The organism is Pseudomonas sp. MWU13-2517, assembly GCF_023242545.1.
In the GTDB taxonomy this organism is placed as follows: Bacteria; Pseudomonadota; Gammaproteobacteria; order Pseudomonadales; family Pseudomonadaceae; genus Aquipseudomonas.
In genome coordinates, this window is the sequence record NZ_JALMFA010000014.1 from 185402 (window position 1) to 201730 (window position 16329).

A 16329-nucleotide genomic window follows, 5' to 3' on the forward strand; every position below is an offset into this window, starting at 1 on the left:
TCACCGCCCTCTTCGACTCTCCCAAGGAACCGCCATGTCCGGGCTTGAATTGTTCGCCGCCGCTCTGGGGGTGATCGCTGTCTGGCTGACGGTCAAACAAAACCCCTGGTGCTGGCCCATCGGCCTGGTGATGGTCTTGCTCTACACCTGGGTATTCTTCGACGTAAAGCTCTATTCCGACATGCTGCTGCAGGTGGTCTACGCCGCCCTGCAACTCTACGGCTGGTGGCAATGGACCCGCGCCGGCGAGGTCAGGCAAGGCCGCCAGGTGACCAGCCTGGGCTGGCCTGCGATCACGACCAGCCTGGCCATCGGCGCGGTATTCAGCCTGCTGCTTGGCGCCGCCATGGCCCATTGGACCGACGCCGCCCAACCCTGGCTCGACGCGGCCCTCACCGGCTTCAGCCTGGTGGCACAACTGTGGATGGCGCAAAAACGCGTGCAGTGCTGGCCCTTGTGGATCGCCGTGGACGTGATCTTCGTTGGGCTGTTTCTCTATAAGGGCCTGTACCTGACCGCCGCGCTGTATGCACTGTTCACCGTGATCGCCGTGCAAGGCTGGCGTGAATGGCGCACCGACCCGGCGCTGCACGCATGAAGGTGGTGGTATTGGCCGGCCCCGAATCGAGTGGCAAAAGTTGGTTGGCGGCCGAGCTGCACGCCCATTTCGGCGGGCTGATGGTCGGCGAATACGTGCGCGATTTCATCGACCGGCACCAGCGCGACACGACCCTGGCCGACATTCCGGCCATCGCTCGTGGCCAACTGGCCTGGGAAGACGCCGCCCGCGCCGAACAGCCCGACTTGCTGATACTCGACACCCACTTGCTGACCAACACGTTATGGAGCCAGACCCTGTTCGGCGACTACCCGGCCTGGCTCGACAGTGAACTGTTGGCCCGCCGGTACGACTTGCACCTGCTGCTGTCGCCGGAGGATGTGGAATGGACCGCGGACGGTCAGCGCTGCCAACCGCAGTTGGAGGATCGTCGGGCATTCTTCCAGGACAGCCTGGCGTGGATGCAAACGCATCAACAGCCCTTCGTGGTGATTAATGGACATTGGGAAGAGCGCCGGGTCGCGGCGTTTACGGCGGTAGAGCGGCTGTTGCAGTGAGCGGCTTGCCCTGCGCCACCCGGCGCGGTGGCAAGCCGCTCGCTACAGTCAGTAGCCCAACGACAGGCCGGTGTTACGGCGCGGGTCATTCGCCCCGTAGAAACGGTTGTTGCCTACCGGCTTGCCGTCCAGGGACGGCGCGCCGACCAGAATCGCGGCCAGGTGGTTGGCATCCTGCGGGCCGGCAAACTTATGGCCCCAGCTTTCGAGGATCTTCTGGGTGTCGGGGCTTACGGCAAACCGTTCCAGGTTAGTGGTTTCCGGCATCCACTGTTGGTGGAAACGCGGCGCATCCACCGCCTCCTGAATGTTCATCTTGTAGTCGATGACATTGAGGATGGTCAGCAAGGTGGCCGTGATGATACGGCTGCCACCCGGCGTACCCACCACCATCACCGCCTTGCCATCCTTGGTCACGATGGTCGGGCTCATCGATGACAGCGGCGCCTTGCCCGGTGCGATGGCGTTGGCTTCACCCTGGACCAGGCCGTACATGTTCGGCACGCCGACCTTGACGGTGAAGTCATCCATTTCGTCGTTGAGGATCACGCCGGTCTTGCTCGCCATCACGCCGGCACCAAACCAGTCGTTGAGGGTGTAGGTCACCGACACCGCGTTGCCCCACTTGTCGACGATGGAATAGTGGGTGGTGTTATTGCCTTCATGGGGCGAGACGCCTGGCTTGATCGCCTGGGAATCGCCGGCTTTCTGCGGTTCGATGGCGGCGCGCAGCTTGCTGGCGTAATCCTTGTCCAACAGGTGGGCAATCGGGTTCTTCACGAAATCCGGGTCGCCCAGGTAGCTGTTACGGTCCACGTAGGCGTGGCGCATGGCCTCGATCTGATAGTGCAGGCCCTGGGCCGAGTGATAGCCAAGGTCGGCCATCGGATAACCTTCGAGGATGTTCATGATCTGGCAGATCACCACGCCACCCGAGCTTGGAGGCGGCGCCGAGACCACGTGGTAGCCACGGTAATCGCACTCGATAGGCGCCAGTTCACGGGTTTTGTATTTGTCCAGGTCGGCCTGGGTGATGATGCCCTTGCCGGCCTGGCTGGAATCCACCAGTGCCTTGGCAACCCAGCCTTTATAGAAGCCGTCGCTGCCCTTGGCGGAGATTTCCTTGAGGGTCTTGGCCAAGTCTTTCTGCACCAGTTTCTGGCCGACCTGCATCGGCTGGCCGTTGTGCAGGAAGATCCCGCGCAGGTCCTGGTCTTTTTCAAACTCGCCGGTAGCCGTGTGCAACAGGTCGATATCGCCCTGCTCCAGTTCAAAACCGTTTTCCGCCAGCTTGATCGCCGGGGCAATCACCTGGGCACGCTTGAGGGTGCCGTATTTGCTCAGGGCCAGCTCCATGCCGGACACAGTGCCGGGCACACCGACCGCCAGGTGGCCCTTGGCACTGAGGCCGTCGATGACCTTGCCGTCTTTGTCCAGGTACATGTCGGCGGTAGCCGCCAGGGGCGCTTTTTCGCGGAAGTCGAGGAAGGTCTTGCGCCCGTCGGCCAGTTGCACGGTCATGAAGCCGCCGCCGCCGAGGTTACCCGCCGCCGGGTACACCACCGCCAGCGCATAGCCGACCGCGACGGCCGCATCCACCGCGTTGCCGCCGGCCTTGAGCACATCCACGCCCACATGGGTGGCCAAATGCTGGGCGGTCACGACCATGCCGTTTTCACCGGCCACCGGCGCCTGGGAAGCGGCTTGCACACCGCCGACCGTCAACACCAGCGCAGTGGCAATCAACGTACGGCTGAAGGGTTGGTATTTCATCCATGGCTACTCTATTTATTGAGATGCACCAAAATAGCCCCTCCCTGTTTTAATCCCCAGCGCAATGGCGTTTTTATTACAGAGCTTGTCGGTGACAGAACGCTGGTGCCTCAATAAGCACACCGGTCACTGTCTGTGGCAATCAGCGCTGGCCTATAAAATTAATGGCGCTAGAATCGGCGCCATTATTTGCCCGCCTCCCTGATACGAGCCGCCCATGAGCTTTGATTTCGACACGATCCACCCACGCTTCGGCACCGGCAGCACCAAGTGGAACCGTTACCCGGCAGACGTGTTGCCGATGTGGATCGCCGACATGGATATCGCCGCGCCACCTGCCGTGTTGCAAGCCTTGCACCAGCGCCTGGACCAGCAGGTTCTCGGCTACAGCGTGGCCGGCCCGGACGTGCGCGAAGCCATTGTGGCCGACCTGTGGGCCAAGTACGCCTGGCGTGTGCAGCCTGAAGAGTTGTTGTTCCTGCCCGGCGTCGAGCCCGGTTTCAACATGGCGCTGCACGCCTTCGTGCAACCGGGCCAGCCGGTGGTGCTGCAGACCCCGAACTACCGGCCGATTCGCCTGGCGCCCGGCCACTGGAACCTGCCACGCATCGAAGTGCCGTTTGAATGGGCGGGAGAGGGATACGTCACACCGTTGGCTGCCATGCGGCAGGCACTGACCGGCGCCGGTGCGCTGTTGTTGAGCAACCCGCACAACCCGATCGGCAAGGTCTTCCCTCGCGAAGAACTGTTGGCGGTAGCCAATGCCTGCCTGGAAAACGGCACGTTGATCATCAGCGATGAAATCCACGCCGAGCTGTGCTTCGACGGCCGTCGCCACATCCCCACTGCCAGCCTCAGCCCCAAAATCGCCCAGCGCACCATCACGTTGATGTCGGCGAGCAAAGCCTACAACGTGGCCGGCCTGAAGACCTGTTTTGCCGTGGTGCAGAACGCCGAGATTCGCGAGCGCTTCAACAACGCGCGTTGCGGCATGGTCGACAGCGTCAGCCCCCTGGGCCTGGAAGCCACCCGCGCCGCCTATAGCCAATGCGGCGATTGGCTGCAAGCGCTGGTCAAGTACCTGCAAGCCAACCGTGACTACCTGCTCGACGCTGTGCAAACCCGCCTGCCCGGCGTGGTGATGCACGCCCCGCAGGGCACCTTCCTGGCCTGGCTGGATTGCACTGCCCTGGGCCTGGACGACCCGCAGCAATTCTTCCTTGAGCAGGCCAAGGTCGGTTTGAGCGCGGGGATCGAATTCGGCGACGACAGCCAACAATTCGTACGTCTGAACTTCGGTTGCCCAAGGGCGATGCTCGAAGAAGGATTACACCGCATGGAGCGCGCCCTGCGTCATCGCTGACACCCAGGGCGCCTGGTCGGTGTTCCCACGCAGCGCGTGGGAACGCCTCTCAGAGTTTGGCGATCGACACTTCCGTCGACTTCACAAAAGCGATCACCTCACTGCCCACCTTCAATTCCAGATCACGCACCGAGCGGGTGGTGATCACCGACGTGACGATGCCGGACGCGGTCTGCACGTCGATCTCGGACACCACTTCCCCCAGCAGTATTTCCTTGATCACGCCCTTGAACTGGTTGCGCACGTTGATCGCTTTAATGGTCATGTCGGCTTTCCTTTTGGCTGTTGGGTCAATCCGCACGAATGCGCAGGCCCTCAAAATGCGCCACCGATAAAAACATTAAAAGGAATATATAAGTCTTTATTTATTCCATTTGGAAATATATAGCGCTACCTGTTATTCCTGCCCATGGACGTCTATGCATCCTGCAGGATCAAATCCGCCCCCTTCTCCGCCACCATCAACACCGCCGCATGGGTGTTGCCCGAAGTCACGTTCGGGAAGATCGACGCATCGACAATGCGCAATCCGTCCAATCCGTGCACCTTCAAGCGCTTGTCCACCACCGATACCTGCGAGTCCGAGCCCATGGCGCAGGAGCCGCACAAGTGGTAGATCGAGCCGCTGTTTTCACGGAAGTAATGCAGCATTTGCTCATCGGTCTGCACTGCCGCGCCGGGTAGAACCTCGGCCACCGTGATGCCCTTGAGCGCGGGGGCCTGCATGATCTTGCGCATCAACCGGCTGCCCTGGATCACCTCGTCGATGTCCTTTTGCGTGCTCAGGTAGTTGGGATCGATCAGCGCCGCGTCCCTTGGGTTTTTCGAAGCAATGCGGATGGTGCCGCGGCTGGTCGGCCGGCACGGGTTGAAGCACAGCAGGAAACCGGAGTACGGCTCGGGCTTGAGGCTGGCCTTGTTGTTTTTCGGGATCTGGTACGACAGCGGGTTGAAGTACAGTTGCAGGTTCGGGTCCGCCTGTTGGTCGTTGCCGCGAAAGAACCCACCGGCCTGGTTGACGCTCATGGCCAGCGCGCCCTTTCGCGTGAACAGGTACTTGAGGCCCAGCTTCAACTGGCCGAACAGCGAGCTGAGTTCGTCGTTCAGGGTCGGGATATTGGCCTTGTAGTAGTAGCTGACGCAGAGGTGGTCCTGCAGGTTTTCACCCACGGCCGGCAGGTGCTTGACCAGCGCAATATTGTGTTCGGCGAGCAATCGCTGGTCAGCCACGCCGGACAGTTGCAAGATTTTCGGCGTGTCCACAGCGCCGGCACAAAGGATGACCTCCTTGCGTGCCGTGAAGGTGCGGGCCACGCCGTGCTGAGTCACACTGATGCCCGTGGCGCGCTGCTGGTCGTCGAACAGCACACGGTCGACCAGTGCATGCAGCTCTACGGTCAGGTTCGGACGACTGAGTGCCGGATGCAGATGCGCAAAGCTGCTGGAACAGCGCTCGCCATTGCGTGTATTGACGTCATACAGGCCCGCGCCTTCGAAATCCGGCCCGTTGAAGTCATCACTCAGGCCATAGCCGAGCTGCTCGCAGCCTTTGAGGAACACATCGCAGATCGGATGGGTATGGCCCTTCATCGGCGTGATGCTGATGGGGCCGCTGCCACCGTGGTACTCGGTGTCGCCCAACGGATGGTTTTCCAGCTTGCGAAAGTACGGCAGCACGTCCTTGAAGCCCCAGCCGTCGTTGCCGTTGGCGGCCCAGTCATTGAAATCGTGGGCCTGCCCGCGCACGTAGATCATCGCGTTGATCGAGCCCGAGCCACCCTGCACTTTGCCGCGAGGCGCGTAGATTTCACGCCCGACCAGCTGTTTTTGCGGCTGGCTGTAGTACATCCAGTTGAAGGTCGGGTTGTAGTACATCTTGGCGAAACCGACCGGGATCTTGAACCACCAGGAACTGTCCTTGCCGCCGGCTTCCAGCAGCAAGACGGAGTATTTGCCTGAGGCGGACAGCCGGTTGGCCAGGACGCAGCCTGCGGCGCCAGCACCGGCGATGATGTAGTCATATGTCATTCACGGTTACCGCGTAAGTCGTTTTTTAGCCCTTGGCGGGCGAAGTGTCTTTGACGTCAGCCGGGGTTGGCGCCATCTGCAAATGCAGGCGTTCACCGGTATACGGCGAATGCTTGCGCACCACGTCCATATTCAGTTCCACACCCAGCCCGGGCTCGCTGGACGGGATGATGTAGCCGTCCTCCCATTGCAGTGGCTTGGTCAGCACGTCGGCGTGAAAGCCGCCCCAGGTCATGATGCTTTCCTGGATCAGGAAATTCGGCGTGCAGGTCGCCAGTTGGAAGCTCGCCGCTGCACCAATCGGCCCGTTGTACAGATGCGGCGCAATCTGTGCGTAGTAGGCTTCGGCCATACTCGCGATCTTCTTGGCCTCCAGCAGCCCCCCGCAGCGCGCCACGTTCATTTGCAGGATCGACGCGCCGCCGGCTTGCAGCAGCTTGAAAAATTCGTACTTGGTGGTCAGGCGCTCACCCGTGGCAATCGGGATGCTGGTCTTGGCCGCGACCTGGGCCATGGCGTCTTCCTGGCCTGGCGGCACCGGCTCTTCGAACCAGAGCGGATCGTATTTCTCCAGGCGCCTGGCCAGGCGGATTGCCGACGACGGCACCATCTGCCCATGAGTGCCGAACAGCAGGTCACACTTGTCGCCCACCGCTTCGCGGATCTTGCGGCAGAACGTCTCGCAGCGCTCCAGCACTTCCAGGGAAATCTGGTGGCCCGAATAGGCGGTGTACGGCCCGGCCGGATCGAACTTCACCGCCGTGAAGCCTTTATTCATGTTCTCTATGGCGCACTCGGCGGCCAGGTCCGGGTCGTCGTAGTCGTACTCGCCCTTGCTGTTGACCGGATACAAGTAGGTGTAGGAACGCAGGCGCTCATTGACCTTGCCGCCAAGCAACTCGTAGACCGGCTTGTTGGCGGCCTTGCCGATGATGTCCCAGCACGCCATTTCCAGACCGCTGACCACCCCCATCATGGTCAGGTCCGGGCGCTGGGTGAAACCGCTGGAGTAAGCCTGGCGGAAGAAGCGCTCGATATGGTGCGGGTCATGGTTGAGCAGGTAGCGCTCAAACACGTCCTCGATGATCGGCAACATGGCCTTGGGGCCGAACGTAGCGGCGTAAATCTCGCCGACGCCTTCAATGCCGCAGTCGGTCTTCAGCTTCACGAACAGCCAGTACATACCGCCGATATGCGGCGGTGGAACGGCAACGATATGGGTTTCAAGGGCGACGATTTTCATCTCAGGCACCTGTCTGGTTGAATTTTTTACGGTTGATCCGGGCGCGCAATGTCAGGGCCGCCAGGGTCCCGAGCACGCCGATGAAGGCGATGTAGCCGAAATACAGGTTGTAACCGGCCTTGCCTGGGTAGGTGTCGGTCAGGTAGCCGTTGATCAGCGGGATAAACGTGTCCGGCAGGTAGCCCACCACCGAGACGATGCCGATGGCCAGGCCGGTGATGCGCAGCGGGATGTCGCAGCTGTCGAGGATCGCCCAGTACAGGCCACGGATCGCATAGGTCATCAGGCCGATAAAGATCACTGTGCCGATCAGCAGGCCCAGGCTGTTGAACGCCGGGAACAGGATCAGCCCGACCATCGCGAGGGTCACCAGTACCAGTGCGACGATCAGTACCGAAATGTTCGAGAACTTATCCCCCAACCAGCCGCCGCCGATGCCGCCGATAGGGCGCATCCACAACTTGATGGTGGTGATGGTGCCGGCCATCACGGCGGTCATGCCGCTGCCCTGCAAGTAGTCGGAGAAGCTGTAGGTGGCCCAGAACATGTGATAACCGCAGAACACGATGGCGGTCACCAGCCACAGCTCGGGGATCTTTACCAATGTGCTCAGGTCGGCAATCAGGTTGAACTTGCCCTTCTCCACCGCGGCAGTTTCCGCCAGGGACTTGGGGTCCTTGAGCAGCACCAAGCCAAACCCGAGAGCGATGCAGATGAACGAGTACAGGTACACGACGTGCTTGAACCCCTCGGCCGCCGACTCGCTGCGCGTTTCGGTCGCGTAGGCAAACAGGCCCAGGGCGACGGTGGCGAGCAAGGCTTCCACCAACCCACGACCACCGTCGAGGATGCCGAAGAAACGGCCCTGTTCGGTGTGATGGGCAATCATCTTCACGCGCTTGAGCACCGAGGCCCAGAACGTCAGGCCAGTGGTCAGGCCCCAGCAGCCGAAGATGATCATCAGGCCGGTCATCGACGGCACGCTGGCATACCACAGTCCCAGTGCGCCGGTAGCGACCAGCGAGAAGAAGATCAGAAAGCGCGGCGGCAAACGGTCGGCCAGCCAACCGCTGGGCAAGTAGCTGAGCAAGAAAATTGTGCCGAGCATCGAGTACAGGTACCCCAGCTCGCTGTGGTTGATGTGGAACACATCGAGCATGGTGGTCTGGTAAACCTGGCGCAGGTAGAGGATCGGGTAGATCGCCCCCGCAGCCAGTACCAGCAGCAGCAATTGGAAATAGCGACTGGTTTTGTCGCTGTTTGCCGCGGATACGGCAACGGAAACCTGGGCAACAGGTGCAGGCTTGGACATCGTGTGGACCTCAGGCACCCGATTCGCGGGTGCCCTCATAATTTTTTTTATTAAAGGTACGGCAGGTGTGCGTAATGCCAGTCAGTTAAGGGTGAACGCTATATGTGTGGCGAGGGAGCTCGCTCCCGTTGGGCCGCGAAGCGGCCCTGCTCTTTGTTTACAAAGCATGGGACTGCTGCGCAGTCCAACGGGAGCAAGCTCCCTCGCCACAGGTCATTTTTTAGCCTTTCTCCTTCTTAACTGACTGGCATCAGGCAGGTGTGCGTGTGTCAGTACTTCATGACCACCAGGCGGGTCTGGGTGAATTCAAGCATCCCGTGCTTACCGTCATCGCCGCCCAGCCCCGAGCGTTTCCAACCGGCGTGAAAGCCCTGATACGGGTCGGCCGGGGTGCGATTGACGTACAACTCGCCGGCCTCGATGGCATTCGCCACTTTCATCGCCGTGCGGTAGTTCTCGGTGTACAGCACCGAAGACAGGCCGAACTGATGATCGTTGGCCATGGCCAGCGCTTCATCGATGTCGCGGTACTTGAGCACCGGCAGTACCGGGCCGAAGATTTCTTCCTGGATGATTTCCATGTCCTGCCGGCAGTTGCCGAGCAAGGTCGGCGGGTAGAAATGCCCCGCCCCTTCAGGCAACACGCCGCCTGTTTCCAGTACAGCACCGTCGGCGACGGCACGCTGGACCATGGCGTGGATAGTCTTCCGGGAACTGGCGTTGACCAGCGGGCCCATCAGGCTTTCATCCTTGGCGCGGTCGCCGAACTTCACTGCGCTGATCTTGGCTTTCAGCAGTGCGAGGAACCTGTCGTAGACGCTTTCATGCACATACACCCGCTCCACCGCTGTGCACAGCTGGCCGCAGTGCGTGGTCTTGGAGGCGACGATGGCACTGGCGGCTTTTTCCAGGTCGGCATCGGCCTCGATGATCGCCGGCGTCTTGCCGCCCAGTTCCAGGGACGGCTTGGCGATGTTGGCCTTGCAGTAATCCAGCACGATACGCCCGGCGTTCACGCTGCCGGTGAGAGTGATCAGGCCGACGGCCTTGTGGGTGCAGACGCTGGCGGCGGTCGCATGGTCCATGGTCAGGATATTGATCACACCGGCAGGAATCCCGGCGGCAGCCACCGCCCTGGCGATTTCAAACGCCGACAGCGGCGTGTTATTGCTCGGGCGTACCACCACGGTATTACCGGCAATCAGCGCCGGGGCGATCTTGCGCAGCAAGGTGTACACCGGGTAGTTGAACGGAATCAGGCACGCCACCACACCAATCGGCTCACGGTGCAGGAACAGGTTTTCGTCCGGGGTGTCGCTGGGGATGATCTCGCCTTCGATACGGCGTGCCCATTCGGCGTGGTAACGGGTGATTTGCGCGGCATAACGGGCTTCGTTGCTGGCATCACTGACGCTCTTGCCGGACTCGCTCGCCAGGGCCGTGCCGATGGCTACCGCACGGCTGTCGAGGGCATCGGCAAACGCGCGAAGGTGCTCGGCACGCTCGATGCTGGTGAGCTTACCCCAGGTTTTCTGGGCGATGGCGGCGGCGTCGACGGCGGCGATGGCTTCATCGGCGGTGGCCGCACTGACGTGGCCTGCGAGGGTTTCATCGGCAGGGTTGTAGACGGCGATCAGGGCGTCGCTGGCCGGCTCGACGAACTGGCCGTTGTAGAAATTGCGCTCGAATTGCATGTGGTTTGCCCAACGTTGTTGTTTTGCGAGTGACATGCAGTTTTGTCGCAGTCAGGGCGGTGGGCAAACGACTTATTGGGTGGGGTAACGTGAGAAAAATGCAGGTTATGGACAGTGACGCGGTTACCTGTCCGTTTTCAGGCAATGGCGGATAGGCACCCAATCAGACCGCCGCCGTAGATGGCTCAAGCTGGCGCTGCGCCAACCAGATCTCCTCCTGCAACCATTGCCCGAACACCTGCAACTGCGGCATATCCGTCTGCTCCGGCCGAGTCACCAGCCAATACGACTGATGGCCCTCCACGTGCACATTCAACACTTGCGTCAACTGCCCGCTGGCCAGTTCCGCCGCGACCATATGCCAGTCCGCAATGGTAATTCCCAACCCATTCGTGGCCGCGCGGATCGCCAGGTCCAGCAGGTCGAATTCATATCCGCCCTGGGTATCGACGCCATGAATCCGCGCCGCGTCCAGCCAATGCTTCCACGTCAGGTAACGCTGGTCCTCACTGGCCAACACATGCAACAACGTCATGCGATTCAGGTCTACACCATCACTGCATTCCCGGGCATACAGCGACGGCGCGCACACCGCAATGTGCCGCTCCTGGATCAACAGCGAACTGTCCAGCCCGTCCCATTCACCGTTGCCGAAACGAATGGCGCAATCGAGTGTGCTGGTTTGCGCAAGGCTGTCCTGCAGGCAGGTGGTGATGCTCAGTTCCAACTCGGGATGCGCCTCGCGCAAACGTCCAAGGCGCGGCATCAACCAGCGGCTGGTAAAGGTCGGCGGAGCGTTGATATGCAACCGGTTGGAATGGGTTTTCTGCTGGATGCTACGCACCGTCAGCTCGATCTTGTCGAAGGACTGGTGCAGCGCCCGCAGCAATACGCGCCCGGCGCTGGTGAGTTCGAGGTGGTGGTGGCGTCGCTCCAGCAGGCTCTCCCCCAGCTGCTCTTCAAGCTGGCGCACCTGGCGGCTGACCGCGCTCTGGGTCACGTTCAACAACTCCGCCGCCCGGGTAAAGCTGCCGGTGCTGCCGGCGACTTCGAAGGCTTTGAGGGCATTGAGACCGGGCATCTTGCGTTTCATGGGGGCACTCGACAGTCGCTGGCAAGGAAACGAAATCCCACGGCAACGCAGGAACTTTACCCACAACATACCTTTTTGTATCAGGTCAGCGGTAGCACCCCACGCGGCTGGAAAAACGATGTTCTTTAACCCTGCGCGTCGTTTTTCGACGGATGAGGTCGTTATCGAATAAATAGCACGCGTATTACGCATGCACACTAAGACAATTAAGCATTGGTGGCTGACCTGCTACAAAAGTTAGTCTGCTCAATAACTAGCTCATTCATTAACTCCGGGTCGCACGATGTCGAAAACAACTGTCTCATCGCGACGAAGTATGGGGCTGCTGGCACTTGTCTTTACCGCTTGCAATGCGACCACCCACGGTTTCAGTATTTTCCTGTATTCGGCGTTATTGCCGCAGATCCGTGAGTTATTTGCGTTGAGCTACAGCCAGGCCGCCCTGATTGCCGCATTGTTGCAGCTGTTCTACATGGGGGCTTCGATTGCCAGCGGCATTGCCGCCGCGTGGGTGAGCCCGCGCACCATGGTACGCCTGACGATCATGTTGAGCCCGGTACTGCTGGCGCTGGCCGTCGCCACGCCGTGGGTGCTGCCGTTTGCCCTGTGCCTGGCGCTGGTGTCGGCGTGCGCGGTGTCGAACTGGAACGCGATTGCGGCCCTGGCGCGTGAGGTCATCCCGGCCAGCCACCGTAGCCGTGTCCTGGGGTTGGCTTCATCGGGAGCGGCCTTTGCAATCTGCTTGAACGGGCTATTGATTGCATTGCTGCAGGGCTTGTCCTTGCGCCAGTTCTGGTTGATTTGCGCAGGCTTGACGCTGCTGGTCACGTTGCTGACGCTATGGGCCTTGGCGCCCCACACGGAGCAAGCGCCCCGCTCCGCTATGGCGCCGCCTACGTTCAGGCAGGTGTTCAAGCAATGGCTGCGCCTGTGCCTCGAGCAGCCGGTGGCCCTGCAGATTGTATTGCTCAGCGGGTTTATCGGCGCGATCAGTGGGCCGTTTCTCAACTTTCTATCGGCGTTTGTCAGCGATCAGTTGCAGGCCGGCGCAACCGTGACCGGGACGCTGTGGACACTGATCGGCATCGGTGGCGCCGTCGGCGGGTTGCTTCTCGGAGCATTGGCCGATCGCTGGGGTGCGCTGCGGGTCATGGCGTGGAGTATCGGCGCCTTCGGCCTGGCCATGCTCGGCCTGCTGGGTCATCCCAGCCTGTTGCTCAGTGGGTGGGCCGCCGGATTGTTTGCGCTGTTTTATTTCCCGTCCTGGGGCTTGATGGCGGCCTACCTCAGTGCTCGCCTGGAGCCGGTGCACAGCCTGCAGGTAGTCAGCCTGAGCATGGTCAGTTATGGCCTGGCCAGCGCCACGGCCAATGCACTGTGCGGCTGGCTGTTGCAGGTCAGCGGCGAGTTTGCCGTGGTGCATGCCTGGATCGCCGGCTGGGTCTTGGCCAGCCTGCTATTGCTCAAGCGCATGGCACGTGGAAAGGCTGTGGAAGCGCCGGGGGTGCCGATCCCCTGAATCGCCCAACTGACGCTGCAGAATCTGCACCAGTGCGTCCACTTCCGGCACCTGGCAACCGACTGAGCGCCAGAACATCAGGCGTGCCGGGGCAATCGGCGGAAAGCCCTGGCGCTCGTCGAGGATTTGCCAGCCCTGCGGCACCAAACGCTGCGCCATAACGCCCACGGACAGTCCTTGCTCGATGGCAATCGCAATCCCCCGCGGGCTCTGGCTGGTGTAGACCACCTGCCACGAACGCCCGGCATGGGCCAGCGCCTGCACGGCATTGGCCCTGAACGCGCAGCCCTCGGCGTACACCGCCAGCGGCACCGACTGGCGCCCCACGCCACTCCAACTCGGTGCCGCCACCCATACCAGCGGCTCATCGCACAGGTACTCCCCCGGCTGCAGGCCGGCATGCTCAACCCCCAGCACCAGATCCAGCTCGCCCCGGAACAAGCGGCTGACCAGCGCGGTAGACATCTCGCAGCAGATATCCGGGCGCACCTGGGCAAACTGTGCCTGGAAGTCCTTGAGCATCCCACCCAGGCAGTATTCGGCATAGTCCTCCGGCATGCCGAGGTGGATGCACACCTGCTCATTGGGCAACTGCGCGGCATTGACCGCCTCAACGTGCAGCTTGAGGATTTGCCGGGCATAGATCAGAAAGGTTTCCCCGCTCGGCGTGAGGCCGATGGAGCGGCTGGTGCGGTGGATCAACGGCGTGCCGACAATCTCTTCCAGTCGCTGCAAACTCTGGCTGACGGTGGACTGGGTTTTATGCAGACGCTCGGCAGCGGCCGAGAACCCCTGGCACTCGATAATTGCCACAAATACTTTAAGTAAGCCGCCATCCAGTTCGCCTGACATAACTATCGCCCCTGCCGATGGATTCGATCACAACTTGTAATTTCCACTTCAAAGCGCTTTACGCAACTATCAACTCAACACAACAACCGACTTCAGGAGACGTGTATGAGTCTTAAACTTGCCGATGCCGAAACCGGTGATATCAGCGACATCGTTAATACCGAACTTTATCCCATACATGATTCGGGCCATGTTCAATTACGGGCACTCATTGAACATGCACGGGCCGAACTGGCCGAAGACGGTTGCTGCCTGCTGAAGAACTTCCTGCGCCCCGAAGTACTGGAACAGGCGCGCCTGGAAGGCCAGGCACTGTCGGGCAAGACGTTTTACTCGGTGCGCAAGGTCAACGCCTACTTCACCGAAGATGACCCCAGCCTGCCCCAGGATGACCCGCGCCGCACATTCATGGAGCGCACCAGCGGCTTTGTGACCCGCGACATGATTGCCCCTGACGCGATCATCCACCGTCTGTACGTCTCACCCATGATGAAACGCTTTATCGGCGCCTGCCTGGATGAACCGGAGATTTTCGAATACGCCGACCCCTTCGCCGGGTTGGTGATCAACGTAATGCCAGAAGGCACCGAACAGCCTTGGCACTTCGACACCAACGAATTCATCGTCAGCATGATGACCCAGAAACCCGAGGCCGGCGGCCTGTTCGAGTACGCGCCGATGATCCGCTCGCGCAGCCAGGAAAATCTCGGCGCGGTCGGCAAAGTGGTGCGCGGTGAAGACCGCTCGCGCGTACAGGAACTGGAGCTCAACCCCGGCGACCTGCAGATCTTCAAAGGCCGCTTCTCGGTTCACCGCGTCACCCGCGTGGAAGGCGCCATAGAGCGCAACACGGCGATTTTCGCCTACTCGGAAAAGCCCGGAATCATCGGCCGCGCCCAACGCACCAAACAGCTTTACGGACGCCTGTCCGAGGCTCATCTGCAAGCCGAACGCAACCTGGTGCGCAGCGACCAGTTGCTCGACTGATTCACAGCCCTGAAAACCCAGAACCGTATTTGCCCTGCGAGGAACACCCATGAGTCTGTCCGGCCCGAACCGCAACCCCGCCGACTGCGAACCCACCTATGACGAAGTCCAGCAGATCCAGCTGGACCGGCTGCAACGGGTACGCAATGAACTAAAAAAACGCGACTACGCCGCCTGCGTGCTGTTCGACCCCACCCATATGCGCTACGCCACCGGCTCGCGCAACATGCAGGTGTATTCGGCACGCAACCCGGCGCGCTATGCCTTTATCCCGGCAGAAGGCCCGGTGGTGATCTTCGAGTTCGGCGGCTGCCTGCACCTGGCCGACACCCTCAATACCGTGGACGAAGTGCGCCCGGCCAAAGCCATCTCTTATTACTTTTGCGACAGTTTCCTGAGCAATGTCACCGCCGACTGGGCTGCCGAAATCGACGAACTGGTACGCCAGTGCGGCGGCGGTAAACGCATCGCCATCGAGAGCGCCACCTCGGCCGCCGCATTCGAACTGCAACGCCTCGGCTACCAGGTATTCGACGCCCAGGAACCCCTGGAGCGAGCGCGCTGCATCAAGGTACCCAATGAGCTGAAGATGATCCGCGCCAGCCTGCGCGCCACCGAGGCGGGGGTGCGCCTGATGGAAAGCAAGCTGGTGCCGGGCATCAGCGAGAACGAACTGTGGTCGCACCTGCACCAGCATGTGATCGCCACTGACGGCGACTACGTCGAAACCCGCCTGCTGTCCTCCGGGCCGCGCACCAACCCGTGGTTCCAGGAATGCAGCACGCGGCCTATCGAGGCCGGTGATCTGGTTGCACTGGACACGGACGTGGTCGGGCGCTTCGGTTACTACGCCGACTTTTCCCGCACGTTCCTGTGTGGCGATCAACCCGCCACCGCGCGGCAGCAGGAACTGTACAAGCTCGCCTATGAACAGGTGCAGACCAACGTGGAAATGCTCAAGGCCGGCCGTAGCTTCAAGGAATACGCCGAGATGGCCTGGAAGATCCCCGAGCATTACAAAAACAACCGCTATTTCGCCCTGGTGCACGGGGTTGGCATGACCGGTGAATACCCTTACGTGGTGCACCGTGAGGACATTGATGCGCTGGGCTACGACGGCGTATTCGAAGCCGGCATGACCATCTGCGTGGAAAGCTACATTGGCCACGACGACGGCGGCGAAGGCGTGAAGCTCGAAGAACAGATCTACATTCACGAGCACGGCATCGAGCTGCTCTCCGATTACCCGTTCGATGCGCGCCTATTGCCGCGCTGAACCGGTCCAGCAACACAGGCGGCCGTGGGACGGATCTGTAACATGCATTTATAGAAGGTTACTGCGCAGAATT

Annotated in this window: 14 protein-coding genes; 6 read left to right on the plus strand and 8 right to left on the minus strand. The window is 61.0% G+C overall.

The annotated features are described in order from the left end of the window. The first annotated feature begins 34 nt into the window (after positions 1-34). Positions 35-598 carry a nicotinamide riboside transporter PnuC gene (gene pnuC / locus M5B97_RS20830; protein ID WP_123716411.1) on the plus strand — a complete coding sequence of 188 codons (564 nt, stop codon included), beginning with the start codon at positions 35-37 and terminating at the stop codon, positions 596-598. After that, entirely contained in the window at positions 595-1116 is a 522-nt protein-coding gene (locus M5B97_RS20835; protein WP_248732563.1) for an AAA family ATPase, read from the plus strand. Before pnuC ends, M5B97_RS20835 begins: the two co-directional genes overlap by 4 nt. Positions 1117-1164: 48 nt before the next feature. Here the strand turns inward: M5B97_RS20835 and ggt are convergent, their stop codons facing one another. Further along, positions 1165-2889, minus strand: coding sequence for a gamma-glutamyltransferase (gene ggt / locus M5B97_RS20840; protein WP_248732539.1), 1725 nt, complete (start codon positions 2887-2889; stop codon positions 1165-1167). 217 nt (positions 2890-3106) lie between these two features. Here ggt and M5B97_RS20845 point away from each other — a divergent pair, with 217 nt between their 5' ends. Further along, entirely contained in the window at positions 3107-4252 is a 1146-nt protein-coding gene (locus M5B97_RS20845; RefSeq protein ID WP_248732540.1) for a PatB family C-S lyase, read from the plus strand. 49 nt (positions 4253-4301) lie between these two features. Here M5B97_RS20845 and M5B97_RS20850 read toward each other — a convergent pair whose 3' ends face one another. The 6 genes from M5B97_RS20850 to M5B97_RS20875 all read right to left on the minus strand — a co-directional run bounded on the left by M5B97_RS20850 (position 4302) and on the right by M5B97_RS20875 (position 11622). Further along, positions 4302-4517, minus strand: a complete 216-nt coding sequence (locus M5B97_RS20850; protein ID WP_003173733.1) for a TOBE domain-containing protein — start codon at positions 4515-4517, stop codon at positions 4302-4304. A 152-nt stretch (positions 4518-4669) separates the two neighbouring features. Beyond that, a complete protein-coding gene (locus tag M5B97_RS20855) occupies positions 4670-6280 on the minus strand; it encodes a GMC family oxidoreductase N-terminal domain-containing protein (protein ID WP_248732541.1) in 1611 nt (536 codons plus the stop codon). Positions 6281-6305: 25 nt separating this feature from the next. After that, positions 6306-7523 carry a mandelate racemase/muconate lactonizing enzyme family protein gene (locus tag M5B97_RS20860; RefSeq protein WP_248732542.1) on the minus strand — a complete coding sequence of 406 codons (1218 nt, stop codon included), beginning with the start codon at positions 7521-7523 and terminating at the stop codon, positions 6306-6308. A 1-nt stretch (position 7524) separates the two neighbouring features. Continuing rightward, a complete protein-coding gene (locus M5B97_RS20865) occupies positions 7525-8835 on the minus strand; it encodes an MFS transporter (RefSeq protein ID WP_248732543.1) in 1311 nt (436 codons plus the stop codon). Positions 8836-9104: 269 nt separating this feature from the next. Then, a complete protein-coding gene (gene aldA / locus M5B97_RS20870; protein ID WP_248732544.1) occupies positions 9105-10529 on the minus strand; it encodes an aldehyde dehydrogenase in 1425 nt (474 codons plus the stop codon). A gap of 163 nt (positions 10530-10692) precedes the next feature. Next, on the minus strand, positions 10693-11622 hold the full coding sequence (locus tag M5B97_RS20875; RefSeq protein ID WP_248732545.1) for a LysR substrate-binding domain-containing protein: 930 nt from the start codon (positions 11620-11622) through the stop codon (positions 10693-10695). A gap of 283 nt (positions 11623-11905) precedes the next feature. On the opposite strand from M5B97_RS20875, the gene M5B97_RS20880 reads away from it, so the two are divergent. Next, entirely contained in the window at positions 11906-13141 is a 1236-nt protein-coding gene (locus M5B97_RS20880; protein WP_248732546.1) for an MFS transporter, read from the plus strand. Here M5B97_RS20880 and M5B97_RS20885 read toward each other — a convergent pair. Beyond that, a complete protein-coding gene (locus M5B97_RS20885; protein ID WP_248732547.1) occupies positions 13079-13993 on the minus strand; it encodes a LysR family transcriptional regulator in 915 nt (304 codons plus the stop codon). The genes M5B97_RS20880 and M5B97_RS20885 overlap by 63 nt on opposite strands. A gap of 105 nt (positions 13994-14098) precedes the next feature. Between M5B97_RS20885 and M5B97_RS20890 the strand changes: the two genes are divergently transcribed. Continuing rightward, complete coding sequence (locus M5B97_RS20890; protein ID WP_134661321.1) at positions 14099-14980, plus strand: hypothetical protein; 882 nt, start codon at positions 14099-14101, stop codon at positions 14978-14980. Between the two features lie 49 nt (positions 14981-15029). Continuing rightward, entirely contained in the window at positions 15030-16256 is a 1227-nt protein-coding gene (locus M5B97_RS20895) for a Xaa-Pro peptidase family protein (RefSeq protein WP_248732548.1), read from the plus strand. Positions 16257-16329: the final 73 nt, after the last annotated feature.